13 protein-coding genes are annotated in these 12,323 nt (G+C 70.7%); 2 read left to right on the forward strand and 11 right to left on the reverse strand.

Annotated elements, in window-relative coordinates; genetic code table 11:
* Window positions 1-9: 9 nt before the first annotated feature.
* The 11 genes from ACFPQ9_RS03550 to ACFPQ9_RS03600 form a co-directional block, all read right to left on the reverse strand.
* A complete protein-coding gene (locus tag ACFPQ9_RS03550) occupies window positions 10-870 on the reverse strand; it encodes a carbohydrate ABC transporter permease (RefSeq protein ID WP_380846298.1) in 861 nt (286 codons plus the stop codon).
* A complete protein-coding gene (locus ACFPQ9_RS03555) occupies window positions 867-1,835 on the reverse strand; it encodes a carbohydrate ABC transporter permease (RefSeq protein ID WP_380846301.1) in 969 nt (322 codons plus the stop codon). The genes ACFPQ9_RS03550 and ACFPQ9_RS03555 overlap by 4 nt, the downstream gene beginning before the upstream one ends.
* Before the next feature lie 6 nt (window positions 1,836-1,841).
* Window positions 1,842-3,191, reverse strand: coding sequence for an ABC transporter substrate-binding protein (locus ACFPQ9_RS03560; protein ID WP_380846304.1), 1,350 nt, complete (start codon window positions 3,189-3,191; stop codon window positions 1,842-1,844).
* A gap of 143 nt (window positions 3,192-3,334) precedes the next feature.
* Entirely contained in the window at window positions 3,335-4,333 is a 999-nt protein-coding gene (locus tag ACFPQ9_RS03565) for a LacI family DNA-binding transcriptional regulator (protein WP_380846307.1), read from the reverse strand.
* A 69-nt stretch (window positions 4,334-4,402) separates the two neighbouring features.
* The gene (locus ACFPQ9_RS03570) at window positions 4,403-5,101 is read right to left on the reverse strand and encodes a GntR family transcriptional regulator (RefSeq protein WP_380846310.1); all 699 of its coding nucleotides are present in this window, start codon (window positions 5,099-5,101) and stop codon (window positions 4,403-4,405) included.
* A 91-nt stretch (window positions 5,102-5,192) separates the two neighbouring features.
* On the reverse strand, window positions 5,193-6,194 hold the full coding sequence (locus ACFPQ9_RS03575; protein WP_380846313.1) for a proline racemase family protein: 1,002 nt from the start codon (window positions 6,192-6,194) through the stop codon (window positions 5,193-5,195).
* Window positions 6,195-6,214: 20 nt separating this feature from the next.
* Window positions 6,215-7,111, reverse strand: a complete 897-nt coding sequence (locus ACFPQ9_RS03580) for a dihydrodipicolinate synthase family protein (protein ID WP_380846316.1) — start codon at window positions 7,109-7,111, stop codon at window positions 6,215-6,217.
* Window positions 7,112-7,208: 97 nt separating this feature from the next.
* Window positions 7,209-8,627, reverse strand: a complete 1,419-nt coding sequence (locus ACFPQ9_RS03585) for an FAD-dependent oxidoreductase (protein ID WP_380846319.1) — start codon at window positions 8,625-8,627, stop codon at window positions 7,209-7,211.
* Window positions 8,620-8,922: a (2Fe-2S)-binding protein gene (locus ACFPQ9_RS03590; protein WP_380846322.1), complete on the reverse strand. Its 303-nt coding sequence runs from the start codon at window positions 8,920-8,922 to the stop codon at window positions 8,620-8,622. The genes ACFPQ9_RS03585 and ACFPQ9_RS03590 overlap by 8 nt, the downstream gene beginning before the upstream one ends.
* Window positions 8,919-10,070, reverse strand: a complete 1,152-nt coding sequence (locus tag ACFPQ9_RS03595; protein WP_380846325.1) for an NAD(P)/FAD-dependent oxidoreductase — start codon at window positions 10,068-10,070, stop codon at window positions 8,919-8,921. The genes ACFPQ9_RS03590 and ACFPQ9_RS03595 overlap by 4 nt, the downstream gene beginning before the upstream one ends.
* A 119-nt stretch (window positions 10,071-10,189) precedes the next feature.
* Entirely contained in the window at window positions 10,190-10,852 is a 663-nt protein-coding gene (locus tag ACFPQ9_RS03600; protein ID WP_380846328.1) for an MmyB family transcriptional regulator, read from the reverse strand.
* A 223-nt stretch (window positions 10,853-11,075) separates the two neighbouring features.
* Here ACFPQ9_RS03600 and ACFPQ9_RS03605 point away from each other — a divergent pair, with 223 nt between their 5' ends.
* Both ACFPQ9_RS03605 and ACFPQ9_RS03610 read left to right on the forward strand, forming a co-directional pair.
* On the forward strand, window positions 11,076-11,726 hold the full coding sequence (locus ACFPQ9_RS03605) for a helix-turn-helix domain-containing protein (protein WP_380848378.1): 651 nt from the start codon (window positions 11,076-11,078) through the stop codon (window positions 11,724-11,726).
* 39 nt (window positions 11,727-11,765) lie between these two features.
* A complete protein-coding gene (locus tag ACFPQ9_RS03610; protein ID WP_380846331.1) occupies window positions 11,766-12,290 on the forward strand; it encodes a toxin-antitoxin system, toxin component in 525 nt (174 codons plus the stop codon).
* The last annotated feature ends 33 nt before the right edge of the window (window positions 12,291-12,323 follow it).

Below are 12,323 nucleotides of genomic sequence, written 5' to 3' on the forward strand. Positions count from 1 at the left end.
AGTAGGACGTCAGCCCTTGGTGCTGCCCGCACCGATCCCCGCGATGATGTGCCGCTGGAAGACCAGGAACATCGCGACCATGGGGATGCTCGCGATCACCATCGCGGCGATGAGCACGGTCAGCGGGATGTTCTGCGACAGCTGGACGAGCGCCACACTGATCGGCTGTTTGTCGGTGTCGGAGAAGACCATCAGCGGCCAGAGGAAGTCCTGCCAGACGGCCACCAGGGCGAAGATCGAGACCACGCCGAGGACCGGCCGGGACATCGGCAGCACGATCGACCACAGGGTGCGAAGCTTCCCGGCGCCGTCGATCTCGGCGGCCTGAAGGACATCGCGCGGGAGCTGGTCGAAGAACCGCTTCAGCAGATAGAGGTTGAAGGCGTTGGCGACGGCCGGCAGCCAGATGGCGAGCGGGTCGTTGAGCAGCCCGAGGTCGGCCACGGTCAGGTACTTCGGTACGACGAGCGCCTGGGCCGGGACCATCAGCGTGGCGAGGATGCCGCCGAGGACCACCTTGCCGAAGACGGGCCGCAGTTTGGACAGGGCGTAGGCGGCGGCCGTGCAGAACACGATCTGGAACAGCCAGGCGCCGGCGGCCTGGACGACCGTGTTCCCCAGGTGGCTGGGCAGCTGCATCAGGTCCCAGGCGTCGGTGTAGCCGCTGAGGTGCCACTGCTCCGGCACGAGGGTGGGCGGGGTGCGTGCCACCTCGTCCGGCGACTTCATCGCGCCGGTCACCATCCAGTACACGGGGAAGAGGAAGGCGAGCGTGAACAGCAGGACGGTGCCGGTGAAGACGGTCCAGTAGACGGCCTTGCCGCGCGGCCGGGCCAGGGCCGCCGGGGAGAGCAGGGTCCGGGTGGTCATGCGTCCTCCCCTTCGGTGCGCGTCAGACGCAGATATACGGCGGAGAAGGCGCCGAGGAGCACGAGGAGCATGACGCTGAGAGCGCAGGCGCCGCCGAAGTCGTTGTAGAGGAAGGCGTACTTGTAGATCAGGTACAGGACGGTGACCGTGGCGTTCTCCGGGCCGCCGCCCGTGATCACGAACGGTTCGGTGAAGACCTGCATCGTGGCGATGATCTGAAGGAGCATCAGCATCAGGATCACGAACCGGGTCTGCGGGACGGTGACGTGCCGGATGCGCTGCAGCAGGTTCGCCCCGTCGAGCTCGGCCGCCTCGTACAGCTCGCCCGGGATGGACTGGAGGGCGGCGAGGTAGATGAGGACCGTGCCGCCCATGTTGGCCCAGGTGGCGACGATGACCAGGGAGACGAGTGCGGTGTCGGCGCCGTTGGACCAGTTCGAGGTGGGCAGGTGCAGGAAGCGCAGCACCTCGTTGGCCAGACCGGTGCCGGGGTCGTAGAACCACTTCCACAGCAGGGCGCTGACGACCGGCGGGATCATCACCGGGAGGTAGACGACCACCCGGAAGACGGCATTGGCGTGCCGCAACTCGTTCAGCACCAGGGCGAGTACGAAGGGGATCGCGAAGCCGATCAGCAGGGCGAGCAGCGTGAAGGTGAGGGTGTTGCGCCAGGCCGCCGCGAACTCCGGGTCGGAGAAGACACGGGTGAAGTTGGCGGTGCCGACCCACTCGGGGTCGCTGCCCGGCGTGTACTTCTGGAAGGCGATCACGACGGCGCGGATCGCCGGGTACCAGGAGAACAGGGCGAAGCAGACGAGGCCGCCGAGGAGGAAGCCGTAGGCGCGGGCCTGGTCGGCGAGGCGGCGCCGCCTCCGGTCCCCTGCCGGGGGCGGCGCCTGCATGGGGTGGACCGACGGGGTTGCCGCGACCTTCGCGACAGTCCGTCGCTGAGCCGTCTTGGTCATGGGCCGTCAGCTCCGGGCCAGAATGCTGTCGATCTTCCCGGACGCGTCCTTCAGAAGCTGGTCGATGTCGGCGTCCTTCTTGGTGAGGACGGCGGAGACCACACCGTCGAGGACGGAGTAGATCTGCTGGGCGCTGGGCGGCTCGATCTTCATGTCGAGGCTCTGGTTGCCGTCGAGGAAGGCCTGGTAGTTCTCCACCGGGACGTTGGCGTTGGCCTCCTTGACCTGCTGGTCCTTTGCGTCGGCGGCGCCGGTGAACAGCCGGGGCTCGGGCAGTCCGACGGGGGCGTCGTTCTTCTTGGCGCGGGCGTAGTCGCCGAGGAAGCCGTCGCCGGGCGTGAGGAACATGTGGTCCAGCCACTTCAGGCCGGCGCGGATCTGCTCGGGGCTCGCCTTCTTGTTGAACATGTAGCCGTCGCCGCCGATGAGCGTGCCCTCTCCGCCGGGCATGGGGGCGAGCGCGAGGTCCTTGTAGTCGCCGCCCTTCTCCTTGACCAGGATCGGGATGTTGTCGGGGGCGGAGAGGTACATGCCGAGCTTGCCCGAGCCCATCATCTGCTGGACGTCGTTGATGACCAGGAGCTGCTTGCTGCCCATGGAGTTGTCGGTCCAGCGCATGTCGTGCAGGTTCTGCAGCACGGCGTGGCCCTCGGGGGTGTCGACGGTGGCCTTCTTGCCGTCCGCGCTCACCACGTCCCCGCCCTGGGAGTACAGCTCGGCGGTGAAGTGCCAGCCGCCCTGGTTCTGGGCGCTGTAGTCGGCGTAGCCGATGGTGCCGTTGCCGAGGCCGGCGATCCTCTTGGCGGCGGCACGCAGTTCGTCCCAGGTGGCCGGGGGCTTCTCGGCGTCGAGGCCGGCCTTCTCGAAGAGCGCCCTGTTGTAGATGAGACCCATCGAGTAGCCGGTGCGCGGGATGCCGTAGATCTTGCCGTCGACGGTGTAGATGTCGCGCAGCTGCTGCTGGATGGTGCCGTAGCTCTTCAGTTCCTTGACGTACGGGGTGAGATCGGCGGCCTGGTTGATGTCGACGACGTGCCGGGCGTCGGTGAAGTACGTGTAGAAGACGTCCTCCATCTGCCCGCCGGCGAGTTTGGCGTCGAAGGTCTTCGGGTCCTGACAGGGGAACGCGTCATGGGCCACGACGTCGATGTCCGGGTTGGCCTTCTCGAAGGACGCGATGTCCTGCTCGAAGAACTGGCGGTCGACCTTGGCGCTCTTGGGCGGCATGCAGTTGACCGTGATGCGGGTCTTGCCACTCGCCGAGTCGTCGTCGCCCGACCCGCAGGCGGAGACGGCCAGGGCGAGGGAGCAGACGCTCAGCGTGGCAAAGGAACGGCGGAACCCGGTGCTTCTCATCGGTGGACCCCTTTGGGCAGGAGCGGTGGGCGCCGCACACTCAAGCACCGGCAACATCTGAACGCAAGATGTCGCGCGAGATTTGAAATTTTTTAACAGTCGGATGGATCTCCGGGACGAAGGGACGAGGAGCGGATCGGGCGTCAGACGCGGGGCGCCTGTGCCGTGGAACCGCGCACCACCAGTTCCGGCTCGAACAGCAGCTCTTCCGCAGGTACGGCACTGCCGCCGATCTGCGCGCTCAGCAGTTCCACGGCCGCCCTGCCCATGGCCTCGATGGGCTGGCGGACGGTGGTGAGCGGGGGTTCCGTGCAGTTCATGAACGCCGAGTCGTCGTAGCCGACGACGGAGATCTGCGCCGGGACGCCGAGTCCCTTGCGGCGGGCGGCCCTGATCGCGCCGAGCGCCAGCGGGTCGCTCGCGCAGATGATGCCGGTGACCCCCCGGTCGATCAGCCGGGAGGCGGCGGCGTGACCGCCCTCGATCGAGAAGATGGCCCGCGCCACGCGCTCCTCGGGCAACTCCCCCGCGACACTTCGCGAGGCGGCCAGCTTGCGCGCCGACGGCATGTGGTCGGCCGGCCCGAGCACCAGCCCGATGCGCTCGTGGCCGAGAGAGGCCAGATGCCGCCAGGCCTGTTCGACGGCCACGGCGTCGTCGCAGGACACGGCCGGGAAGCCCAGGTGCTCGATGGCCGCGTTGACGAGCACGACCGGGATGTTGCGGTCGGCGAGCTCCTTGTAGTGATCGTGCGGCGCGTCGGCCTGCGCGTACAGCCCGCCGGCGAACACCACCCCGGAGACCTGCTGTTGCAGCAGCAGCGCGACATAGTCGGCCTCGGACACCCCGCCCTTGGTCTGCGTACACAGCACCGGCGTCAGCCCGAGCTGGGCGAGCGCGCCACCGATCACCTCGGCGAACGCCGGGAAGATGGGGTTCTGCAGCTCGGGCAGCACCAGCCCGACGAGCCGGGCACGTTCGCCGCGCAACTGCGTGGGCCGCTCGTAGCCGAGGACGTCCAGCGCCGACAGCACCGCCTGCCGGGTGGCCTCGGAGACACCGGGTTTGTCATTGAGCACCCGGCTGACCGTGGCCTCGCTGACCCCGACCTTCTTCGCCACTTCAGCAAGTCGTCGCGTCATGAACGCAAGAATAGCGCAAGAAACGCAAACGGCTTGCGTTCGGGGTTTCGATCGAACTCCGTGACCCTGCTACTTCGCCGCCCACAGCCCCCGGACATGCCCGAGATGGCGGGTCATGACCTCGCGTACGGACTTCTCGTCGCGGGCGAGCAGTGCGTCGAGGAGTTCGAGGTGTTCCTCGGCCGAGGCCAGGAGACGGCCGGCCTCGACGAGGGCGGTGAGGCCGTAGAGGCGGGAGCGCTTGCGGAGATCGCCGACGACCTCGACGAGGTGGGCGTTGCCGGCGAGGGCGAGCAGGCCGAGGTGGAAGCGGGTGTCGGCCTCGACGTACGCGATGAGGTCACCGGCGACGGCGGCCTGGACGATCTCCCGGGCGGCGGGGCGCAGCGCCTCCAGGGAGACCTTGTCGGCGGTGCGGGCCAACTCCACCACCGTCGGGATCTCGATGAGCGCCCGGACGTGGGTGTACTCGTCGAGCTGCTTCTCGGAGACCGCGGTGACCCGGAATCCCTTGTTGGGGACGGTGTCGACCAGGCCCTCCTTGACCAGGTCCAGCATGGCCTCGCGCACCGGGGTCGCCGAGACTCCGAAGCGGGCGGCGAGCGCGGGCGCCGAGTACACCTCGCCCGGGAGCAGTTCCCCGGCGATCAGCGCGGCCCGCAGGGCGTCGGCGACCCGCTCCCGGTAGCTGCTCTTCCGGCCGCCCAGGCTGGGCAGCGCCGGGGCGGCTGCGGTGGACGGGGCGGCGCCGGTGCGCTGGGCGGCCATGCGATGTCTCCTACCTGGTGCAATGTCACGCGCTACCGTCACGCGGTACCGGCCATTATGACCGGCGCCCGTGCTCAGCCGGGCCGCTTCCCTACAGCACGAACCCGGCCGGGAAGGGGTCCGAGGGGTCGAGCAGGTACTGCGCGGTCCCGGTGATCCACGCGCGCCCGGTGAAGCTGGGCAGCACGGCGGGGCGGCCCGCGACCTCGGTGGTGCCGAGGAGGCGGCCTGTGAAGCGGGTGCCGATGAAGGACTCGTTCACGAACTCGGTGTGCAGCGGGAGTTCACCCCGCGCGTGCAGCTGTGCCATGCGTGCGCTGGTGCCGGTGCCGCAGGGCGAGCGGTCGAACCAGCCGGGGTGGATGGCCATCGCGTGCCGGGAGTGCCGGGCGGTGGCGCCGGGGGCGATCAGGTGGACGTGGTGGCAGCCCCGGATGGACGGGTCCTCCGGGTGGACGGGCTCCTCGTCGGCGTTGATCGCCGCCATCAACGACAGCCCCGCCTTGAGGATGTCGTCCTTGCGGGAGCGGTCGAAGGGCAGTCCGAACTGCTCCAGCGGCAGGATGGCATAGAAGTTGCCGCCGTATGCCATGTCGTATGTCACCGTGCGCCCGTCGGGGAGTGTGATCTTGCGGTCGAGCGCGACGGAGAAGGACGGCACATTCCGCAGGGTGACCGCCTTCGCGGCGCCGTCCTCCACCTCCACCTCGGCGACCACCAGGCCCGCCGGGGTGTCCAGCCGGATCGTGGTGACCGGCTCGACGACCTCGACCATGCCGGTCTCGACCAGCACGGTCGCGACCCCGATCGTGCCGTGCCCGCACATCGGCAGATAGCCGGAGACCTCGATGTAGAGGACACCCCAGTCGCAGTCGGGGCGGGTCGGCGGCTGGAGGATGGCACCGCTCATGGCCGAGTGGCCGCGCGGCTCGTTCATCAGGAGCTGCTTGATGTCGTCGCGGTGCTCACGGAAGTACAGCCGCCGCTCGTTCATGGTCGCGCCGGGGACGGTCCCGATCCCGCCGGTGATGACGCGGGTCGGCATGCCCTCGGTGTGCGAGTCGACGGCGTGCAGGACGAGTTTGCTGCGCATGGGTCCAGCCTCCCTGGTGACTAGGCGAGTCCCGCGGCCACGGCCTGCTCCGTGGCGGCGCGGATCGCGGCCTCCTGCTCCGGCAGCAGCGGCACCCGCGGTGGACGGCAGCGTCCCCCGGGCCGGCCCACGATGTCCATGGAGAGCTTGATCGCCTGTACGAACTCGACCTTGGAGTCCCAGCGCAGCAGCGGGTGCAATTGCGTGTAGAGCTTCTTGGCGGTGTCGAGGTCGCCGCCGACGGCCGCGCCGTACAGCTCGACGGTGGACCGGGGCAGCGCGTTCGGGTAGCCGGCCACCCAGCCCTTCGCGCCCGCGAGCGCAAGCTCCAGCAGGACGTCGTCGGCACCGATCAACAGGTCCAGTTCCGGGACGAGTTCGGCGAGCTGGTAGGCGCGCCGGACATCGCCGGAGAACTCCTTCACCGCCTGGATGTACCCCTCACCGTGCAGCCTGGCGAGCAGTTCGGGGACGAGGTCGACCTTGGTGTCGATGGGGTTGTTGTACGCCACGACCGGGATGCCCGCCCCGGCGACCTCCTCGTAGTGGGCGAGGACGGAGCGCTCGTCGGCGCGGTAGGCGTTCGGCGGCAGCAGCATCACGGACGCGCAGCCCGCGTCCCGGGCCTGCTCGGCCCAGCGCCGGGACTCGGCCGAACCGTACGCGGCCACACCGGGCATGACCCGCGACCCGCCGATCGCGGCGACAGCCGTCTCCACGACCTTCGCCCGCTCCTCGGGGGTGAGGACCTGATACTCCCCGAGGCTCCCGTTCGGTACGACACCGTCGCAGCCGTTCTCGACGAGCCAGGAACAGTGCTCGGCGTACCTGCCGTGGTCGACACGGAGGTTGTCGTCGAGCGGCAGCGCCGTGGCGACCAGGACGCCACGCCAGGGACGGTGTTCGGTGATGGCCATCTCGGATTCCCTCTCAGTGGAGTGTGACATTGCATTGTTCTCGTACCGACTGACCGACTGACCGGCGGCCCGGCGCGACCCGGCGACCTCGTCGCGCTCAGCCGTCCTCGCTCTCCCCCGCCCGCGCCAGCACGCCGAGCGGCACGGGCCGGGCGAAGGGCCTGCGCGCAGGGGTCAGTTCGCACCCGGCGAGACCCGCGACCGCCGGCCCGCACACCCGCCCCTGACACCATCCCATCCCGGCCCGGGTCAGCAGCTTCACGGTCCTCGCGTCCCCGGCACCCAACTCCACCACCGCCGCCCGGATCGCACCGCCGGTGACCTCCTCGCACCGGCAGACGACGGTGTCGTCGGTGATCCGCTCGGCCCAGCGCGCCGGCGGAGCGTACACGGAGTCAAGTACGGCGAAGTAGGCGCGCAGCCGGCCACGGGCCTTGGCGGCTGCCGCCCACCGGGCCGGGTCGGGCCGCGCACCGCGCAGCCGGGCGGCAGCCGATCGCCCGGCGATGTGCCCCTCGGCGAGCGAGAGCGCCGCCCCTCCGATGCCGGTCGTCTCCCCCGCGGCCCAGACTCCGGGCACATCGGTGCGCTGCTCGTCGTCGACCCGTACGGCGAGTCCGTCGAGGCCGCAGCCGAGGGTCTCGGCGAGGTCGGTGTGCGGGATCATGCCGTGGCCGACGGCGAGGGTCTCGCAGGGGATACGACGCCCGGTGCCGGGCCTGACCCGCCCGTCGGCGTCGAGTGCGGCGACGGTGACGGCCTCCAACCGGTCGGCACCGTGCGCCTCGACGACGGTGTGCCGTGCGAGCAGCCGCACTCGGTGACGCAGCAGCCGAAGCCCGTACTGCGCGCCCTCGGCGACCTTGTGGGGCTGGGCCGCCAGCGCGTGGGCACGGCGTACGAACGCCCTCGGATCGGCGGATTCCACCAGCGCGGCCACCTGGACGCCGGCCGCGGCGAGCCCGGTCGCCACGGGGAGCAGCAGCGGCCCGGTCCCGGCGACGACCGCGGTGCGCCCGGAGATCGCGAGGCTGCCCTTGAGCATGGCCTGGGCCCCGCCCGCCGTGACGACCCCGGGCAGGGTCCAGCCCGGGAAGGGCAGCACCTTCTCGTAGCCGCCGGTGGCGAGGAGCACGGCGTCGGCGCGCACCTCGGCCGGCTCTTGCTGTGCGGGGCCGAGCAGGGCGTGGACGGTGAATCCGCCGTCGGACAGGCGCTGGACGAACCAGACATGATGATCCGTCAGATGCCGTACGCGGTCCGCCTCCACATGTGCGGCCAACCCGTCCCGCAGCCGTTGCCACGCCCGCCACTGGTGGTGCAGGGCCTGCGGGCTGCCGGCCCGCAGCCCGGCGGCCGGCTGTCGGTAGAACTGACCGCCCGCGTCCGTCGCCGAGTCGATCAGGGTGACCCGAACGCCTCGGGCCGCGGCGGCGATCGTCGCGGCGAGTCCGGCGGGCCCCGCGCCGATCACGACGAGCTGCGGCTCCCGCGGTGCGAGGTCGCGCTCACTCATCGTGCCCCGTCCCCTCCTGCGTCCGGATGGCGTCGCCCGGGTGCAATGGCACCAGACAGGCCCGCTGGTTCGGGCGGTCATTGACGGTGATCAGGCAGTCGAAGCAGACACCGATGCCGCAGAAGACACCACGGCTGCGGCCCCCGCCCCGGGTGGTACGCCAGGACGTGACCCCGGCCGCCCACAGCGCGGCGGCGACCGTCTGGCCGGGCAGGGCCCGGATCTCACGGCCGTCCAGGGTGACCGTGAAGGCCGGGCCCGGGTCGGCGCCGGCGAGCTCCACAGGGGTGCTCATACGGCCTCCTCGGCGAAGCGGTCGGGGCGGAACGGCGTCAGATCCAGGTCGGACGTCTTCTCGGTCAGGGCCTGTGCGATCAAGTGGCCGGTGCCGGTGGCCAGTCCGATGCCGGCGCCCTCGTGACCGCAGGCGTGATGCAGACCGGGCGCGCGGGGGTCGGGGCCGATGGCGGGCAGGTGGTCCGGCATGTACGGGCGGAAGCCGAGGTAGGCGCGCATCGCGTGGACGTCCGTCAGGAACGGGAACAGCCGCGTGGCGTCCGCCGCCAGCGCCCGCAGGACGGGCAGCGAGAAGGTCCGGTCGAAGCCGACGCGTTCGCGGCTCGCGCCGATGAGGATCGGGCCCGCCGCGGTGCCCTCGACGACCGGGGAGGTCTGGAGCGCGGCCGAGTCGCTGGCCACGTCGGCCACGTAGTCGGCGGCGTAGACCTTGTGGCGGACCTTGCGCGGGAGGGGTTCGGTGACCAGGACGAAACCCCGGCGCGGGAGGACGGGGAGCGGGGCGCCCGCGAGCGCGGCGAGTTCACCGCCCCAGGTGCCGGCGGCGTTGACGACCGCCGGGGCGTGGATGTCGCCGCTGTCGGTGCGGACCCCGCGCACCACGCCGGCCCGCGTGCGCAGTACGTCGGTCACCGTACGGCCGGTGAACAGTTGGGCGCCCGAGCCGCGGGCGAGGTGGGCTGCGGCCAGGGCGGGCATGACCTGGCAGTCCTGGGGGTAGTGGACGCCGCCCGGCAGGCCCGGTGCGAGGTGGGGTTCGAGGGCGTACAGGGCGTCGACCGCGACCGGTTCGGCGATGACCCCGGCGGCGCGCTGGTCGTCGGCGAACCGCTCCAGCGCCGTGAGCCCGTCCGGGGACGAGGCGACGACGACACCGCCCTTCGCCTCGTACTCGACGGCCGTGCCGAACTCCCCCGCCAGTTCGCCCCACAGCCGGCCGGACAGCAGCGCGAGGTCCAGTTCGGGTCCCGGTTCCTTGTCGGAGACGAGGAGGTTGCCCTCACCGGCGCCGGTGGTGCCGCCGGCCACCGGGCCGCGGTCGACGAGGATCACGTCCAGGCCCGCCCGGGCCGCGTACAGCGCGCAGGCCGCGCCCACCATGCCGGCTCCGACGACCACGACGTCGCAGGTCAGTCGCTCGCTCACGGCAGTACTATGTCACACACCACCCTAGGACGGAATGGTGCGCCCGTTCGTCCCACGAAACAAACTCCCCGCGTGCTGACGGGGCGCCGTCGGCGACCTGAACGCCGACGGTGCCCCGTTCAGTCCTCGGTGGCGGGCACGACACGCAGATGGGCCGCCCCGCGGCGTGGCACTCGCGTCCGGGTCCGCTCGCGGCGCAGCTCGCGCAGCACCAGGGTCAGCCGGGTGTAGCCCATCTCCTCAAGGGTCCTGGGCGTCTCGTCCACGACCCGACACTCGGTCGCGCCCCAGCGCGGGTCCGGGTGCAGCAGCGGCCGTACGGCACCGTCCCGGGCGACGGCCTGCTCACCGACCGCGCGGATCCAGTGCGGCAGACCCTGCCGGTAGGCGGCCTCCATGATCGGGTCCTGGGCGATGTCACGGCGGATGGCCTGTAACCCGTGGTCATGGCCGTGCCGTTCCACGGCGGCGGCGAAGTGGGCCAGCATCGGCAGGCACCAGCTGGACTCGTGCTCGCCGAGGACCGTGCTCGCGTCCGGGTGGAAGAGCACGAATCTGAGGAAGTTCTCACCGGGCATCGCCGTCGGATGCGGACCCACACCGCGGAAAAGTGACGCGAAAGCGGTGTTCGTCAGAACGACGTCCCAGCGGTGGTCGAACACGACGGACGGAAAGGGCACGGCCTCCACGAGAGCGGCGTAGTCCCGCAGATACGCCTGGGCCTCCGGCGTCTCGAGGACGGGGCGCGGCACGGACCGCTCCCCACCTGCCTGGTATGCCATCGGGAGGTCACCCCTCTTGCCTATGCGGCCTTCACGCGGCGCCCCGATCCTGATGCCCGGGCCAGAGCCGTGTCAACTATCGTGGCATTTCATGTCTGTTGACGGCTGAAATTGGCCACAGTTGTGGCGAGACCTGGATGTGAGTTCGAACTACCCGGTAATCTCCGTCGAGTTCACGGGAAGGGCTTGTGAGGAGCCTGTGAGAGACGTAGGAGATCTGCCGGTGACGGATGGCTTCGAGGGTTCGGGCGCCACGCCGACGGTAGCGCTGCCGGCCGTCGTCGCCCGTGTCACCGCGCTCGCCGACCGGCTCGGCGTGTCGCACGCGGAGGTCTGCGACACCGGGCGGCTGTCCGTCGCCTCCGGCGTCCCCGAGCCGGTCGTGAAGGCCCTGCTGAGCGGCCGCCCCGCGGGTGAGCCGGATGTGCAGGCGCGTTTCCTCCAGCGGCTCGACCTGTTGCGGCGCACCCGGCTGAAGCCGAACGGCCGCAAGTACACCCAGCAGGAGATCGCCGACGGTGCGGGCATGTCCCGTCAGCAGGCCGGCGCCCTGATCAACGGCGACCGACGGCCCACCATGGAGCACTGCGACGCCATCCAGCGCTTCTTCCGGGTGCATGCCGGATTCCTCACGGCCGAGGACCCCGAGGCGCTCGCCGGCTCCCTCCAGCGCACCGAGCAGGACCTCCTCCAGAAGCTCGCGGAGCGCGAGGCGGCCCAGGCCGCCGAGGACCCGCTGGAGAGACTCCTCCAGGACCACGGCGTGCGCGGCATAGCGTGGCGTGCCGCCCAACTGCCCACCGACCAGCACCGCGACAAGGTCGCGGAGTGGCTGGACATGCTCCTGGAGAGCGTCAAGCGACCCGAGTCGTGATCCGGGGAGAACGGGAGATCAGTGGGCATCGGTAGGGAAATGCGCCGCCTGTGCGGCGAGTTGATCGCGGAGCTGGAGCTCCCCGCTCCCGCGGCACCGGGCGTGCTCTACGGCGCGCTGTGCGACGCCATGAGCAGACGCCGCGGCCGTCCCGTCCACTTCCGTACGGCCGCCTTCCCGGCCGGCACCGCCAGCGGGCTGTGGCTCGACATGGCCGACCAGGACCTGGTCGTGATCGAGGAACGCACCGCGCCGGACCACCAGTTGGTGATCCTCGGCCATGAGCTGTGGCACATGAAGGCCGGTCACTGTTCCCACAGCATCGAGGGCGCGACCGTCGCGGCCCGGCTGCTCTGCGACGACGCCGATCTGCGCTCCACGGTGCTGAAGGTCGCCGCCCGCAGCCGCTTCGACGAGGCCGACGAGCAGGAGGCGGAGAGCTTCGGCCTGCTGCTGGCCAGCAAGTGCCGCACCTGGCTGGCGGACTCGTCGGTGCGGGGGCAGCGGGACCATCTGGCCGGTCGTATCGAGGCCTCGCTCGGCTATCTGGGGCCGCAGGGCTGACCAGGGCCACATCCCCGGTCGGGTGCCGCGTCA

The sequence above is a fragment of the Streptomyces coerulescens genome (assembly GCF_042657965.1).
In the GTDB taxonomy this organism is placed as follows: Bacteria; Actinomycetota; Actinomycetes; order Streptomycetales; family Streptomycetaceae; genus Streptomyces; species Streptomyces coerulescens.